The organism is Sorangium sp. So ce887 (assembly GCF_051521455.1).
GTDB lineage: Bacteria > Myxococcota_A > Polyangia > Polyangiales > Polyangiaceae > Sorangium.
Map to the genome: position 1 here is coordinate 1,251,443 of NZ_CP150354.1, position 17,166 is coordinate 1,268,608.

4 protein-coding genes are annotated in these 17,166 nt (G+C 75.1%); 3 read left to right on the top strand and 1 reads right to left on the bottom strand.

All coding sequences use genetic code 11. The annotated features are described in order from the left end of the window. Window positions 1-25: 25 nt before the first annotated feature. From WMF36_RS04740 to WMF36_RS04750, 3 genes are all read left to right on the top strand, one after another. Window positions 26-7,720, top strand: a complete 7,695-nt coding sequence (locus tag WMF36_RS04740) for an SDR family NAD(P)-dependent oxidoreductase (RefSeq protein ID WP_437578421.1) — start codon at window positions 26-28, stop codon at window positions 7,718-7,720. Window positions 7,721-7,731: 11 nt separating this feature from the next. After that, window positions 7,732-15,627: a beta-ketoacyl synthase N-terminal-like domain-containing protein gene (locus tag WMF36_RS04745; RefSeq protein WP_437578422.1), complete on the top strand. Its 7,896-nt coding sequence runs from the start codon at window positions 7,732-7,734 to the stop codon at window positions 15,625-15,627. Between the two features lie 172 nt (window positions 15,628-15,799). Continuing rightward, window positions 15,800-16,315, top strand: coding sequence for a hypothetical protein (locus WMF36_RS04750; RefSeq protein WP_437578423.1), 516 nt, complete (start codon window positions 15,800-15,802; stop codon window positions 16,313-16,315). A gap of 330 nt (window positions 16,316-16,645) precedes the next feature. Here the strand turns inward: WMF36_RS04750 and WMF36_RS04755 are convergent, their stop codons facing one another. Continuing rightward, the gene (locus WMF36_RS04755) at window positions 16,646-16,867 is read right to left on the bottom strand and encodes a YdcH family protein (protein WP_437486960.1); all 222 of its coding nucleotides are present in this window, start codon (window positions 16,865-16,867) and stop codon (window positions 16,646-16,648) included. Window positions 16,868-17,166 lie beyond the last annotated feature (299 nt).

A 17,166-nucleotide genomic window follows, 5' to 3' on the forward strand; every position in this document is an offset into this window, starting at 1 on the left:
GCCTGATCACCTGCTGAGGTCCGTCATGCACCCTTCGTCCTCGCGTATTCCGCCCATCGCTGTCGTCGGTGTGAGCGCCATCTTCCCGGGCTCGCTCGACGCTCACGGCTTCTGGCGCGACATCCTCGCTGGAACCGACCTCATCACGGACGTCCCGAGCACCCACTGGCTGGTCGAGGACTACTACGATCCCGATCCGTCCGCCCCGGACAAGACGTACGCGAAGCGCGGCGCCTTCCTGAGGGACGTGCCGTTCGATCCGCTCGAGTGGGGCGTCCCGCCCTCGATCGTGCCGGCCACGGACACGACGCAGCTGCTCGCGCTGATCGTGGCGAAGCGGGTGCTGGAGGACGCGGCGCAGGGGCAGTTCGAGTCGATGAGCCGCGAGCGGATGAGCGTGATCCTCGGCGTGACCTCGGCGCAGGAGCTCCTCGCCTCGATGGTGAGCCGGATCCAGCGGCCGGTCTGGGCGAGGGCGCTCCGGGACCTCGGGTATCCGGAGGACGAGGTGAAGCGCGTCTGCGACAGGATCGCGGGCAGCTACGTGCCCTGGCAGGAGTCCAGCTTTCCGGGCCTGCTCGGCAACGTCGTGGCCGGGCGCATCGCGAACCGGCTCGATCTCGGCGGGACGAACTGCGTGACCGACGCGGCGTGCGCGTCGTCGCTGTCGGCGATGTCGATGGCGGTCAACGAGCTCGCGCTCGGCCAGTCCGATCTCGTGATCGCGGGCGGCTGCGACACGATGAACGACGCCTTCATGTACATGTGCTTCAGCAAGACGCCGGCCCTGTCGAAGTCGGGCGACTGCCGCCCGTTCTCGGACAAGTCCGACGGCACGCTGCTCGGCGAGGGCATCGGGATGGTGGCGCTCAAGCGGCTCGACGACGCCGAGCGCGACGGGGACCGGGTGTACGCGGTGATCCGCGCGATCGGCTCGTCCTCGGACGGGCGGAGCAAGAGCGTGTACGCGCCGGTGCCGGAAGGGCAGGCCAAGGCGCTGCGCCGGACCTACGCCGCCGCCGGGTACGGCGCCGAGACCGTGGAGCTCGTGGAGGCCCACGGCACCGGGACGAAGGCCGGCGACGCGGCCGAGTTCGAGGGCCTGCGCGCGATGTTCGACGAGTCGGGGCGCGCCGATCGGCAGTGGTGCGCGCTCGGCAGCGTGAAGTCGCAGATCGGCCACACCAAGGCGGCCGCCGGCGCGGCGGGCCTGTTCAAGGCGATCATGGCGCTGCACCACAAGGTGCTCCCGCCGACCATCAAGGTCGACAAGCCGAACCCCAAGCTCGAGATCGAAAAGACTCCTTTCTATCTCAACACCGAGGCGCGGCCGTGGATCCGCCCGGGCGACCACCCGCGGCGGGCGTCGGTGAGCTCGTTCGGCTTCGGCGGCTCGAACTTCCACGTGGCGCTGGAGGAGTACACGGGCCCGGCGCCGCGGGCGTGGCGGGTGCGGTCGGCGCCGGCGGAGCTCGTCCTCTTGTCGGCGGACACGCCGGCGGCGCTCGCGGACCGCGTCCGGGCGCTGGCGAAGGCGGCGGAGACGCCCGAGAGCCTGCGCTTCCTGGCGCGGGAGTCGGCGCTCTCGTTCGACGCGTCGCGGCCCGCGCGGCTCGGGCTGTGCGCCACGGACGAGGCGGATCTCCGGAAGAAGCTCGAGCAGGTCGCGGCGCACCTCGGGGCGAAGCCCGAGCAGGCGCTCGCCGCGCCGCTCGTGCACTACGCGAGCGGGGAGGCGCCGGGGCAGGTGGCGTTCCTGTTCCCGGGGCAGGGGAGCCAGTACCTCGCGATGGGCGCCGACGTGCTGATGACGTTCGACGCGGCCCGCGAGGCCTGGGACGCGGCGGCGGGCGTGTCGATCGCGGACGCGCCGCTGCACGAGGTGGTGTTCCCGCGGCCGGTGTTCTCGGACGAGGACCGCGCGGCGCAGGAGGCGCGGCTCCGCGAGACGCGGTGGGCGCAGCCCGCGATCGGCGCGACGAGCCTCGCGCACCTTTCGCTGCTCGGGGCGCTCGGGGTGCGGGCGGACGCGCTCGCGGGCCACAGCTTCGGCGAGATCGCGGCGCTGCACGCGGCCGGCGCGCTGTCCGCGGCGGACCTCCTGCGCGTCGCCCGGCGGCGCGGCGAGCTGATGGGCGCGGCGTCGTCCGAGCGGGGCGCGATGATCGCGGTGCCGCGGGCGATCGACGAGGTGCGGGCGATCGGCCTCGGCGACGTGGTGGTCGCGAACCACAACGGCCCGAAGCAGGTGGTCCTGTCGGGCTCGGTCGCGGCGATCGAGGCGGCGGAGAAGCGGCTCTCGGGCATGGGGATCCAGGCGCGGCGCCTCGACGTGGCCGCGGCGTTCCACTCGCCGCTCGTGGCGGAGGCGAGCGCGCCGTTCCGCGAGTTCCTGGCGGGCATCGCGGTGCAGGCGCCGGGGGCGCCCGTGTACAGCAACGCGGAGGTCGAGCCCTACCCGGGCGACGGCGACGCGGTGCGCGATCGGCTGGCGCGGCAGCTCGCCGAGCCGGTGCGGTTCGTGGAGGAGATCGAGCGGATGTACGCGGCCGGGGTGCGCACGTTCGTGGAGGTCGGGCCGGGCTCGGTGCTCACGAACCTTGTCGGCGACATCCTGAGCGGGCGGCCGCACCGCGCCGTGGCGCTCGACCGCAAGGGCAAGCACGGCGTGACGAGCCTGTTCGAGGCGGTGGCGCGGCTCGCGGTGGCCGGGGTGCCGCTGGACGCGCGGGTCCTCTGGGACGGGTTCGCGGCGCCGGTGGACCCGCGGGCGCTGCCGAAGCCGAAGCTGGCGCTGCCGATCAACGGCAGCAACTACGGCAAGCCGTACCCGCCGCAGGGCGGGGCGAAGGAGCTGCCGAAGGCGAGCGCTGGGCGGCCGGCGCAAGAGACGGCGCGGGCGGCGGTAGCGAGCGCGTCGGTGCCGGTGGCGCGCGCGTCGGCGCCGGTAGCGAGCGTGTCGGCGCCGGTGGTGCGCGCGTCGACGCCGGCGGGGAGCGCATCGGGGCCGAGGAGCGTGAGCGCGTCGGCCGCGGTGGTGCGCGCGCCAGAGCCCGCAGTGAGCGCGTCGCGGCCGGCCGTGAGCGCGTCGGCGCCGGCAGTGAGCGCGTCGGTGCCCGCGGTGAGCGCGTCGGTGCCCGCAGTGAACGCGTCGGTGCCCGCGGTGAGCGCGTCGGGGCCGAGGATCGTGAGCACGTCAGCGCCGGCCGTGAGCGCGTCAGCGCCGGCAGTGCGCGCATCGCGGCCGGCCGTGAGCGCGTCGGCGCCCGTGGCGAGCGCCTCGTGGCTCGCCGCTTACCAGGAGGCGCAGCGCGCCACGGCAGAAGCCCACAGCGTGTACCAGCGCACGATGGCCGAGACCCACATCGCCTTCCTGCAGGCGGCCGAGGCCTCCTTCGCAGGGCTCGCCGCGCTCGCGACCGGCGCTTCGTACCCGGTCGCTGCCACGGTGGCGCCCGAGGCGTGGCCTGCGCCCGCGCTCCTCGCGCCGGTGCATCGAGGGCCGGTCTCGGAGGCGGCGCTGGGGCCCGCAGCGGCGCAGGTCCTGCACAACGGCGGGGGCAGAGGCAGCGCGATCCAGGACGGCCTGAACGGCACCGGCGGGCAGCATCACGCGGCGGTCGCGGCGCTGACCGCGGCGCCCGTCGCGGCAGCGAAGTCGGCGGTCGCGACGCCCGCGGCGCCGGCCGTGACAGCGAAGGCGGCAGTCGCGCCGCCCGCGCCCGCGGCGCCGGCCGTGACAGCGAAGGCGGCGATCGCGACGCCCGCGCCCGCGGCGCCGGCCGTGGCAGCGAAGGCGGCCGTTGCCGCCGCGCCGGGCGTCGATCTCGAGCGGATGGTCCTCGAGGTGGTCGCCGAGAAGACGGGATACCCCGTCCCCATGCTCGGGCTGCAGATGGAGCTGGAGAGCGATCTCGGGATCGACAGCATCAAGCGGGTGGAGATCCTGTCCTCGGTCCGGGACCGGACGCCCGGACTGTCGGAGGTCGACGCCTCGGCGTTGGCGCAGCTGCGCACGCTCGGCCAGGTGGTCGACCACCTCCGCGCTTCGATGCCCGCCGCCGCACCGGCGGCCGGTGCCAGGCCGGCTGTGGCTGCTCCCGCCGCCGCAACGGCGCCCGCAGCAGCAGCGCCGGCGGGCGCTGGCGCTGCGGCGCCCGAGGTCGAGCGGATCGTGATGGCGGTGGTCGCCGAGACGACGGGCTACCCGGCCGAGATGCTCGGGCTGCAGATGGAGCTGGAGAGCGATCTGGGGATCGACAGCATCAAGCGGGTGGAGATCCTGTCGGCGGTGCGGGATCGCACGCCCGGGCTGTCGGAGGTCGACGCCTCGGCGCTGGCGCAGCTGCGCACGCTCGGCCAAGTGGTCGACCACCTCCGCGCCTCGCTGCCCGCCGGGGCACCGGCGGCCAGCGCCAGGCCGGATGCCGGCGCTCCCGTCTCGGCAACGGCATCCGCCGGCGCTGCGGCGCCCGCGGCGTCCGAGGTCGAGCGGATCGTGATGGCGGTGGTCGCCGAGACGACGGGCTACCCGGCCGAGATGCTCGGGCTGCAGATGGAGCTGGAGAGCGATCTCGGGATCGACAGCATCAAGCGGGTGGAGATCCTGTCGGCGGTGCGGGATCGCACGCCCGGGCTGTCGGAGGTCGACGCTTCGGCGCTGGCGCAGCTGCGCACGCTCGGCCAGGTGGTCGACCACCTCCGCGCCTCGCTGCCCGCCGGGGCGCCGGCGGCCGCCGCCAGGCCGGCTGTCGCCGCGCCTGCGGCCGCCACCCCTGCGGCCACGCCGGCCGTCGCTCCCGCCGCGGCGGCGCCCGCGGCGTCCGAGGTCGAGCGGATCGTGATGGCGGTGGTCGCCGAGACGACGGGCTACCCGGCCGAGATGCTCGGGCTGCAGATGGAGCTGGAGAGCGATCTGGGGATCGACAGCATCAAGCGGGTGGAGATCCTGTCGGCGGTGCGGGATCGCACGCCCGGGCTGTCGGAGGTCGACGCCTCGGCGCTGGCGCAGCTGCGCACGCTCGGCCAGGTGGTCGACCACCTCCGCGCCTCGCTGCCCGCACCCGCGCCGGCCGCCGGAGCTTCCGCCGCGGCGCCTGCACCCGCGCCGGCCGGAGCTTCCGCCGCGGTGCCCGCAGCGGCCGAGGTCGAGCGGGTCGTGATGGCAGTGGTCGCCGAGACGACCGGCTACCCGGCCGAGATGCTCGGGCTGCAGATGGAGCTGGAGAGCGATCTGGGGATCGACAGCATCAAGCGGGTGGAGATCCTGTCGGCGGTGCGGGATCGCACGCCCGGGCTGTCGGAGGTCGACGCCTCGGCGCTGGCGCAGCTGCGCACGCTCGGCCAGGTGGTCGACCACCTCCGCGCGAGCCTCGGCTCCGCCGCCGGCGACGCCCCGGCGACGCCCGCCGCGGCGCCCGCCGCCGCGCAGCTCGGCCGGTGGACGCTCGTCGAGGCGCCGGCGCCCGCCGCCGGCCTGGCGATGCCCGGCCTCTTCGACGCCGGCACCGTGGTGGTGACCGGCCACGACACGCTCGGCCCCGCGCTCGTCGCCGCCCTCGCGGCCCGCGGGATCGCCGCCGAGCACGCCGCCGCCGTGCCCCGCGGCGCCCGCGGCGCCGTGTTCCTCGGCGGCCTGCGCGACCTCGCCACGGCCGACGAGACGCTCGCCGTCCACCGCGAGGCGTTCCTCGCGGCCCAGGCGATCGCGGCGAAGCCGGCCCTGTTCGTCACGGTCCAGGACACCGGCGGCGACTTCGGCGTCGCCGGCTCGGACCGCGCCTGGGTGGGCGGGCTGCCAGGCCTCGTGAAGACCGCGGCGATGGAGTGGCCCGAGGCGTCCTGCCGCGCGATCGACATCGAGCGCGACGGCCGGCCCGCCGCCGAGCTCGCCGATGCCATCGTCGCGGAGCTCCTGTCCGGCGGCGTCGAGCTCGAGATCGGCCTGCGCGCGGACGGCCGGCGCACCACGCCGCGCAGCGTCCGGCAGGACGCGCAGCCCGGGCCGCTCCCCCTCGGGCCGTCCGACGTGGTCGTGGCCAGCGGCGGCGCCCGCGGCGTCACCGCGGCGACGCTGATCGCGCTCGCCAGGGCCAGCCGCGCGAGGTTCGCGCTGCTCGGCCGCACCGCGATCGAGGACGACCCGGTCGCGTGCCGCGGCGCCGACGGCGAGGCCGCGCTCAAGGCGGCGCTCGTCAAGGCCGCGTCCTCCGCGGGCCAGAAGGCGACGCCGGCGGAGATCGGCCGCCAGGTCGCGAAGATCCTCGCCAACCGCGAGGTCCGCGCGACGCTCGACGCGATCCGCGCGGCCGGCGGCGAGGCCCTCTACGTCCCCGCCGACGTGAACGACGCGCGCGCCGTGGCCGCGGCGCTCGACCAGGTGCGCCGCGCCTTCGGCCCGGTCACCGCGATCGTCCACGGCGCGGGCGTGCTCGCCGACAAGCTCGTCGCCGAGAAGACGGTCGAGCAGTTCGACCGCGTGTTCAGCACGAAGGTCGACGGCCTCCGGGCCCTGCTCGGCGCGACCGCGGGCGACCCGCTCAAGGCGATCGTCCTCTTCAGCTCGATCGCGGCGCGCACCGGCAACAAGGGGCAGTGCGACTACGCGATGGCGAACGAGGTCCTGAACAAGGTCGCCGCCGCCGAGGCCGCCCGCCGCCCGGGCTGCCGCGTGAAGTCGCTCGGCTGGGGACCCTGGCAGGGCGGCATGGTGAACGCGGCGCTCGAGGCGCACTTCGCGCAGCTCGGCGTGCCGCTCATCCCGCTCGCCGCCGGCGCGAAGATGCTGCTCGACGAGCTCTGCGACGGCTCGGGCGACCGCGGCGCGAGCGGGCCGGGCTCCGCTTCGCCCGGCGCGGTCGAGCTCGTGCTCGGCGCCGAGCCGGCGACGCTCGCGGCCCCCGAGCATGGCCGGAGGGTCGCGCTGGCCGTCCGCGCCGACCGCGCGACGCACCCCTACCTCGGCGATCACGCCATCAACGGCGTCCCCGTCGTGCCGGTGGTGATCGCCCTCGAGTGGTTCGCCCGCGCCGCGCGCGCGTGCCGGCCGGATCTCGTCGTGACCGAGCTCCGCGACGTGCGGGTGCTGCGCGGGATCAAGCTCACGGCGTACGAGTCGGGCGGCGAGGTGTTCCGCGTCGACTGCCGCGAGGTGAGCAACGGCGAAGGCGCGGTGCTCGCGGCCGAGCTGCGCGGGCCCCAGGGGGCGCTGCACTACGCGGCGACCATCGAGATGGGGCAGGCCGAGGGGCGCGTGGCCCCGAAGGGCCCGGCCCTGCCGTCGCTCGGCCCGTGGCCCGGCGGCGACCTGTACGACGGCCGCACGCTCTTCCACGGCCGCGATTTCCAGGTGATCCGGCAGCTCGACGGCGTGAGCCGCGAGGGGATCGTGGGGACGGTTGTAGGCCTGCGCGAGGCCGGCTGGGTGTCCCAGCCGTGGAAGACCGACCCGGCGGCGCTCGACGGCGGGCTGCAGCTCGCGACGCTGTGGACGCAGCACGTGCTCGGCGGCGCGGCGCTCCCGATGTCCGTGGGCGCGCTGCACACCTTCGCCGAGGGGCCGTCCGACGGCCCGCTGCGCGCGGTGGTGCGCGGGCAGATCGTGGCCCGCGACCGCACCAAGGCGGACATCGCGTTCGTCGACCACGAGGGCACGCTCGTCGCCGAGCTGCGCGACGTGCAGTACGTCCTCCGCCCCGACACGGCGCGCGGCCAGGCGTGATCGAGGCAACCGTGTTCGAGCCCATCGCCATCGTCGGCCGCGGGTGCGTCCTGCCGGGCGCGCTCCACCCCGCGGCCCTCTGGGACAACGTGCTCGCCGGCAGGGACCTCGTGTCCGGCGCCCCCGACGGCCGCTGGCGCCTGTCGCGCGAGCGCGCGCTCGCCGGCGTCGCGCTCGCCGGCGGCGTGCGCGACGTGCGCGATGTGAAGGACCGCGCGTGGAGCGACCGCGGCGGCTACGTCACCGAGTTCGACGAGCACTTCCGCCGCGTGCTGGCCGGGGACCCGTTCCCGCGGCGCAGCGGTCCGCCCGAGTCCCTGCTCGCGCTCGACCCGCTCTTCCAGTGGGTGCTCTACGCGGGCCGCGAGGCGCTGCGCGAGGCCGGCCACGAGGGCCGGTCCGACCGCGCGGGCGCGGTGGTCGGGAACCTCTCGTTCCCCTCGTCGGCGATGTCGGCGTGGTGCGAGTCGACGTGGCTCGGCGATCTCGCCGGCGTCGCGCGGCCCGATCCGCGCAACCGGTTCATGTCGGGGCTGCCTGCCCACCTGCTCGCCGACGCGCTCGGCCTCGGGGCCGGGGCGTTCGCGCTCGACGCCGCGTGCGCGTCGTCGCTCTACGCGATCGCGCTCGCCTGCGAGCGCCTGCAGGACCGCGAGGCCGACCGGATGCTCGCCGGCGCGGTGTGCCGGTCGGACGATCTCTTCATGCACATCGGGTTCTGCGCGCTGTCGGCCATGAGCCGCACCGGGCGCAGCCGCCCGTTCTCGTCGGAGGCCGACGGCCTGGTCCCGGCGGAGGGCGCGGCGTTCGTGGTCCTCGAGCGCCTGGCCGACGCGGAGGCCGCGCGCAGGCCCATCCTGGGCGTGATCCGCGGGGTCGGCCTGTCGAACGACGGCCGCGGCCGCGGCCTGCTCGCGCCGGCGGTCGAGGGCCAGCTGCGCGCGATGCGGGCCGCGTACGCCGTGGCCGGCCTCGATCCCGGCGAGGTCTCGCTCCTCGAGTGCCACGCGACGGGCACCCCCCTCGGCGACGCGACCGAGATCGCGACCCTCACCGAGGTGTTCGGCCCCCGCGAAGTCCCGCTCGGCTCGCTCAAGTCGAACCTCGGTCACCTCGTCACGACCGCCGGCGCGGCCGGGCTCCTCAAGCTGCTCGGCGCCATGGCGGCGGGGGTCCGGCCGCCCACGTTGCACGCCGATCCGCTGAGCGACGCGGTGGCCGCGAGCCCGTTCCGGGTGCTGCAGCGGGCCGAGCCGTGGGAGGGCCGGCGGCTCGCGGGCCTGTCGGCGTTCGGGTTCGGCGGGAACAACGCCCACCTCCTCGTGGAGGCGTACGAGCCCGCCTCGCCGAAGGGGCGCGCCGCCCACGCCACGCACGCCGCGTCGCACCCGGCCGCGTCGCGCCTCGCCCCGGCTGCGCCGCCCGCCCCGGCCGGTCACCTGGCCGTTGTGGCGATGGGCCTGTGCGTCGGTGAGCTCCGCGGCGTCCGGGCGTTCGCCGAGCCGCTCCTCTCGGGCGGCGGCGCGGATCCTCGCCGCGCGACCGTCGCGCTGCCCGCGGATCGCCTCCGGTTCCCGCCGCGCGATCTGCAGCAGGCGCTCGCCCAGCAGACGCTGCTGCTCGAGGCGGCGATCGAGGCGACCGAGGGGCTCGCGCTGCCGCGCGACCGCACCGCCGTGCTCATCGGCATGGGCGCCGACACCGAGGTGTGCCGGTACATGACGCGCTGGCGGGTCGCCGAGACGGCGCCGGCGCGGCTCGGCCCGTCGGTCGACGTCGGCGCGCTGCGGGATTCGATCATCCCTGCCCTCCAGGCGGCGGGTGTCGTCGGGAACATGCCGAACATCCCGGCGAACCGGCTGAACAGCCAGCTCGACGTCGGCGGACCGTCGTTCACGATCGCGGCCGAGGAGCTCTCCGGGCCCTGGGCGCTGCGCGTCGCGTCCCGCGCCCTGCGCGCCGGCACCGTGGACGCCGCGATCGTCGGCGCCGTGGACCTCTCGTGCGAGCCCGCCCACGTGGCCGCGCTCGAGGCGCTCGGCGTTCACCTGCCCCCCGGCGACGCCGCGGTCGTGCTCGTGCTCGAGCGGCTCGACGACGCCGTTCGACAGCGGCACCCGGTGCTGGCCGTGGTCGTGGACGAGCCGGCCGACCCCGGGCTCGTGCTGTCGGCCACGGATCTCGCGCCGCGGTTCGGCCATGCGCACGCCGCCTCCGGCCTGCTGCATGTCGCCGCCGCGGTGCTCGCCTGCCGTCATGCCCGGAAGCCCGACGGAACGCCGTGGACCGACGACGTCCGCGTCGCCGAGGTCCGCTGCGCCGGCCTCGGCGGGGGCTCGCTGTCGGTCCGCATCGGGGCCGGCGGTCCGGCCGCGCCGCTCCCGCCGCCACGATCGGCGGAGGGCCCGGTGCTCACGCTCCCCGCCCACCCGCCGGCGATCGTCGTACCCGGCGCGGCCTCCTCCTCATCCCCTGGAGACTCCATGGAACCTGCGCCGCCTCTGCCGTCCGCTCTCGACGACCTGCCGTCGCTGTACCCCGGGCCCACGGGTTTCTCTGCCGCCGACGCGCCGCCGCTGCTGTCCTGGGACGAGCCGCGGCCGGTCGCGTCGGAGCTCGTCGGGGCCCCTGCCGCCGACCTCCCGATCGCGCCGTTGCCGGTCGCGCCGGCGCTCGTCGAGGCCGCGGCCATGTACCTCCCGAACGAGCCGCTGCCGGTCGCGCCGGAGCTCGTCGAGGCCGGAGCGGTGGACATCCCGGGCGACGTGATCGCCGGTGCGGCGGCGTTCACCGTTCAGCTGGCGCAGATCCACAGGGAGTGGGCAGAGCAGCAGGCCCAGGTCCACCGCCGGTTCCTGCAGATGCGGCAGCGCGCGCTGGACTCGCTCGTCCAGGCGTCGTCGGGCGTGGCCGCGGTGGTGCACGCGACGCCCTCGGCGCAGGTCTCCCGCGTCGCCCCGGTCCGCGCCGAGTCGCCGCGCCCCGTCGAGTCGCCGCGCCCGACCCGCGTCGAGCCGCCGCGGCCGATCGAGGCGCTGCGCCCCGTGGAATCGCCGCGCCCCACCGCTGCGCCGCAACCTCCGCCGCGGCCGGTGGACACGCCGCGCCCGACCCGCGCCGAGTCGCCGCGCCCGGCGGAGCCGTCGCGCCCCGCCGCCGCGCCGCAGCCTTCGCCGCGCCCCGCCGCCGCGCCGCAGCCTTCGCCGCGCCCCGCCGCGGCTGCCCTCGCGCCGCGGGGCCCCCGGTTCAGCCGCGAGCAGCTCGAGCGCCTCGCCTCGGGCCGGATCTCCGACGTGTTCGGCCCGCTCTTCGCCCGGCAGGACGGCTATCGCCGCCAGGTGCGCATGCCGATGCCGCCGCTGCTGCTCGCCGACCGGGTCACCGGGATCGACGCCGAGCCCGGCTCGATGAAGCTCGGCACGATGTGGACCGAGACCGACGTCCGGTGGGACTCCTGGTACCTCCACGACGGCGCGATGCCGGCCGGCATCATGATCGAGAGCGGCCAGGCCGACCTGCTGCTCATCAGCTGGCTCGGCGCCGACTTCGAGAACAAGGGCGAGCGCGTCTACCGGCTGCTCGGCTGCGAGCTCACCTTCTACGGCGGCCTGCCGCGCCCGGGCGACACGCTCGTCTACGACATCCACGTCGACGGGCACGCGAAGCACGGCGACGTCCGCCTGTTCTTCTTCCACTACGACTGTCGCATCGGCGGCGAGCTGCGGCTGAAGACGCGCAAGGGCCAGGCCGGCTTCTTCACCGACGAGGAGCTCGCGAGCTCCGGCGGCGTCCTCTGGGACGCGGACACCGCCGAGCACGCGGCGACCGCCCGCCTCGATCCGCCGCGGATCGCCTGCCAGAAGTCCGCGTTCGACCGGGCCGACCTCGTTTCGTTCGCGGCCGGCGACGGCGCGGCGGCGTTCGGCCCCGGCTTCGAGCGCCTGCGCACCCACGTCAGGACGCCGCGGATCAGCGCGCCGCCCATGCTGTTCTTCGAGCGCGTCGACGTGTTCGATCCCGCGGGCGGCCCGTGGAAGCGCGGTTATCTCAGGGCCACGCTGCCGATCACGAAGGACGGCTGGTACTTCGAGGGCCACTTCAAGGACGACCCGTGCATGCCGGGCACGCTCATGTTCGAGGGCTGCCTGCAGGCGCTCGCGTTCACCATGGCGGCGATGGGCTTCACGGTGGACGCGGACGGCTTCCGCTTCGAGCCGGTGCCCGAGATCCCCTACCTGCTCCGCTGCCGCGGCCAGGTCGTCCCGACGAGCCGGCTGCTCACGTACGAGGTGTTCATCGAGGAGGTCCACGACGGCCCGCACCCGACGGTGTTCGCCGACTTCCTGTGCACGGTCGACGGCCTCAAGGCGTTCCATGCCCGCCGCGTGGGCCTGCGCCTGAGCCCGGACTGGCCGCTCTCGGGCTCCCCCGAGCTCCTCGACGGCCACGTCGAGCCGAAGCCGGTCGCGCGGGTCCCCGGGTCCGAGCTCGGCGCGCCGCCGCCCGACGGCGCCGGCTCTGACGACGCGCACGCCGGCGGCTTCCCGTTCGACTACCGGAGCCTGCTCTCGTGCGCCTGGGGCAGGCCGTCGGACGCCTTCGGCCCGCTCTACCGCAGGTTCGACGAGGGCCGGCACGTCGCCCGGCTCCCGGGGCCGCCGTACCACTTCATGAGCCGGGTCCTCTCGGTCTCGAGCCCCATGGCGGCGATGAAGGCCGGCGCGAAGGTCGAGGTCGAGTACGACGTCCCGGAGGACGCCTGGTACTTCGACGAGAACGCGAGCCTCACCATGCCGTTCGCGGTGGTGCTCGAGGCCGCGCTCCAGACGTGCGGCTGGCTCGCGAGCTACGCCGGCTGCGCGCTCTCGAGCGAGGGCGCGCTGTACTTCCGCAACCTCGACGGCAAGGGCACGCTGCGCGGCGAGGTCCTGCCGGCGTCGGCCGGCGGCGCGCTGCGCACGACGTCGCGGCTCACGAACCTCTCGCGGTCGGGCGGCATGATCATCCTGGCGTTCCGGGTCGAGTGCAGCCTCGGCGGCGCCCCGGTGTACGACCTCGATACGGTGTTCGGCTTCTTCCCGAAGGCCGCGCTCGCGACGCAGATCGGCATCCCGCCGAAGCCCGAGGAGCTCGCCGCGCTGGAGGCGCCGTCCGATTTCGAGGTCGATCTCCGCGAGCGCCCCGCGCGTTACTGCGGGGACAAGCTCGGGCTCGCGCGGCCGTCTCTGCTGATGATCGACCGCGTCGATGGCCTGTGGCAAACCGGCGGCCGGAAGGGGCTCGGCCGGCTGCGCGCGCAGCGGGACGTCCAGGCCTCGGAGTGGTTCTTCAAGGCCCATTTCCTGGGCGATCCGGTGCAACCCGGCTCGCTCGGCATCGAGGCGATGCTGCAGACGATCCAGTTCTGGATGCTGCACCACGACCTCCACGCGGGCCTCGCCGACCCGCGGTTCGAGCCGGTGATGACGGGGCACGAGCACTCCTGGCGCTACCGCGGCCAGGTGCTGCCGAGCAGCCGGCGGGTGACGGTCGAGACCGACATCCTCGAGGTCGGCCGCGACGACCGCGGGCCCTTCGTCATCGCCGAGTCCTACCTGTGGGTGGACGGCCTCCGCATCTACGGCGCGACGCTCGGCGTGCGGATCGTCGACGGCGCTCCGCCGCCCCGCGCGCGGCGCGACGTCGGCTTCGACGTCCGCGGGAACGCGCGCCACCTCGCCTCGCTCCCTGGCGCCGTGCTCCGGAGCCAGGGCCCTCGCCTCCAGCAGCAGCCCGCGGGGCGGGCCGCCCCGTCGCCGGAGGCCGAGGACGCCGAGGAGGTGCTGGATCCGGCCGGCTGGGTGGCGGATCACTGCCCCACCTGGACGCTCCCGGCGCTCCCCGGCATGAGCATGGTCGACCGGCTGGCCGGCGCCGCTGTGCGGGCGCGCCCGGGGAGCGTGGTCGTGGCCGTGGAGGACGTGGTGGTGCTCCGCTGGCTGCCCGTGCCGGGGCCGGTGCGCGTCAAGGCCGAGGCCACCGGATCCGGCGATGTCCTCGACGTGCGGCTCCTCGCGTGGCGCGAGGCCTCGAACCCGGCGCTCTCGCGGTTCGAGCCGGTGTGCACCGGCCGCGTGCGGGTGGCCGGCGCGTACCCGCCCGCCCCCGCGCTGGAGCCGGCGCTCGACGCGCCGGAGGCCGACGATCCCTACGCGGTGGGCACGCTGTTCCACGGCCCGGCGTTCCGGTACCTGACCTCGCTGCGGCTCGGCGCGCGCGGCGCCTCGGCGGTGCTCGATCCCGGCAAGGGCTCGGTGCCTCCCGGGACGCTGCACCAGGGCATGCTCGACGCGTTGACCCACGCCATCCCGCACGACCGGCTGTTCCTGTGGGATCCGGAGAGCCCTCCCGGCCACATCGCGTTCCCGTCGCGCATCCCGTCGCTCCGCCTGTTCGGGCCGTCGCCCGACGCGCCCGTGCGCATCGAGGTGCGCTACGAGGGCCGCGAGGATCGCTTCGTCTCGTTCCGGGTGCAGGCCATCGCGGGGGCCGGCACGGCCGCCGGGGAGCGCGTCTGGCTGGAGCTCCGCCTCGTCGAGGTGCTGATCCCGCAGGGGTCTGTCGGCGGCGCGCCGCCCGGGATCCGCAGGGCGTTCCTGCGCGACCGCGCCCCGGTCGACCTCGGCGTCTCGCGCGTCGACGCGGCGTCGGGCGAGGCGCGCTGCGGTCCGGCCGACGTGCGCACGATGGACTGGATGCCGGGCACGGTGGCGCACCTGTACGCCGCGTCGGGCGATCTCGTCGAGGCGGCGGCCGTGAAGGATCACGTCGCGCGGCGCGCCGGCGTGCACCCGTCGACGGTCTCCCTCGCCGGCGTCTCCTCGGCGCAGCCGCTGACGCGCTGGCCGTTCGCGGTGGCGCGCGAGGGCTCCGAGGTCGTGGTCCGCGACGCCGGCCCGCCGGTGATCGACATCGAGCCTGTGCGCCGCTACTGGGGCGCGGCCATGGGCCTCGGCCGGTGGCCCGCGGAGGACCTGTACTTCGGCCTCATCGAGCGGTTCATCCGCCGGGTGCACATCGCCGACCCCGCGGCGTTCCGCGCCGTGAAGGGCCGGAGCCTGCTCTACGTCGGCAACCACCAGGTCGCCGTGGAGTCGCTGCTCTTCGGCATCGCCGTCTCGGGCCTCACGGGGGTCTCGACGGTCACGCTGGCCAAGGCCGAGCACCGGGCGACGTGGCTCGGCACGATGCTCGCGCACTGCTTCGCGTACCCGGGCGCGCGCGATCCGAAGGTGATCACGTACTTCGATCGCGAGGACAGGGCGTCGCTCGGGACCATCATCGCGGAGCTCGGGGCCGAGATGCAGGGCTCCGGCAAGGGGGTGATGGTGCACGTCGAGGGCACGCGGTCGCTCGAGTGCCGCACGCCGGTGCGCAAGATGAGCGGCGCGTTCATCGACATGGCGCTCGCGGTGGGCGTCCCGGTGGTGCCCGTGCGCTTCTCGGGCGCGCTGCCGCCGGAGCCGCTCGAGACGCGGCTCGAGTTCCCGCTGGGCATGGGCGTGCAGGACATCTGGATCGGCCGCCCGCTGCTCCCCGAGGAGCTCGCGGGGCTGACCTACAAGGACCGCAAGGACCTCGTGATCAGCGGCATCAACGGGCTTGGCCCGAGCAACGAGGTCGAGCAGCCGTTCCCCGGCGACCCGGCGTTCGCGGCGTCGGTGGACGCCTGGGTGGCGGAGGCGGGCGTCGCGCACGAGGACGCGACGGTCTTCCGGGTGCTGGAGGCGTGCGCCGACCCGACGCCGGAGACGGCCGCCATCCTGGAGGCTGGGCGCACGGGGCGGCTCGTTCCGCCCGACGCCCGGCGGGCGGACTGGCTGCGGGCGCTCGCCGCGCGGCTCCTCGGCAGGCGGCTCGCGGGGTGAGCCGGGGCGGCTCTCCCCGCGCCCACACCCTCTCATCGCCGAACGCCACCGCGACGGTGGCCGGCGCTGCGCTCCGCTCGAGCCGGTGGGGCGCCCCGGGAGGCGGCGGCCGCCGCGCGGTGGGCCGCCTTCCCGCTTGATCGCGCCGCGACGCGGGGGATACCCTCCGCGCATGCGTCGCCTGGTCTCGTGCGTCCTTCTCCTCTCGTCTTTCGCCCTCGCGCCGGGTTGCGCGACCTACACGCAGGATCTCGATCGCGCCCGCAGCCACTACGAGGCGAACCGGTTCGAGCAGGCGCTTTCGCTGTTCCGCGTGCTCGAGCACGACATGGACTCGTTCTCGCTCCCGGAGCGGGCGCAGTACGCGTACCTCCGGGGCATGACGGACTACCGCCTGGCCGAGCTTGCGCCGCAGGGCACCGGTGTCGCCGATCCGCGCAAGGGCTACCGCGACAACGCGCGCCACTGGCTCGGGCTCGCCGCGGCGATCGAGAAGCAGACCCCCGGAGGCGTCACGAGCGAGCAGAAGATCCGCCTCACCGAGACGCTCGCGGATCTCAACCGCGATGTGTACGGCGGCGCCGAGGCGCTGCCGGAGACCGGCGCCGCGCCCGACGCTGCGCCGAAGCCCGACGCTGCTCCTGAATCGCCGGCCGATGCGCCGGAAGCCCCGGCGCCCACGCTCTGACCTCGGCGCGCCGGCGCCCGCGGTCGTCGTGCCTCGGCGCGCCGCTGGCGCCGCGCCGTGCACTGGGTTCGCGCCGCGCGCTGGCATCGTGCCGCGTGCGGGCGTCCCACCGTGTGGGTGGTGGGGTCATTTGAACATGAAGGCGGGAAGGCGGGAAGGAAATCATCAATGATCTTCCCGCCTTCGCGCCTTCATGGGACATCTCTCCGGGCAAATTCCCCCACCACCACCGTGTGGGCGCGCCGGATGGCCTGGACAGGAACAGTGAGGGGGAGATGCGGGGCGGGGCGCCGTTCGTGGCGCTGGAGATCGCCGGTCAGTCGGGCTGCGCTACGACAGCCGCCGGCGCAGGGACTCGATCTCGTCCTTCGCGGCGAGCTTGCGTTTCTTGAGCTGGGCCGCCTCCATGCTCTCCCCCGGTGTCAAGAACGCCCGCCGACCCAGCTGCCTGAGGCGCGAGTCGAGCTCGCGGTGACGCGCTTCCGCCATGCTGAGCCGCTGCTCCGGGCCGACCGACGTCACCGCACGAGGAGAGATGATCTGATGCTTCATGTACCCACCTCCAAGGCCCCACCACAGGGCCGTGAATCCTTCGAGAGCCCACAACAGAAGCCCTCGTTCTGATCGTCGCTGGAGAGGAGACCGCCGCCGAGCTACGAGCCCAAACAGCGGCCTGTGGAACGAATGCGAGATTACCGCAACATGGCGGATCAATGCAGGCTTTTTGTCGGGCGGTACCCTCTGCAACGTCATGGAGCAGCAGCCGAAACCGGGGATTGCCCTACTGCGCACAGCAATCCACCTCCGCTCGGGACGGCCAGGCCGGGAGCTCCGTCCATGCACGAAGCGGA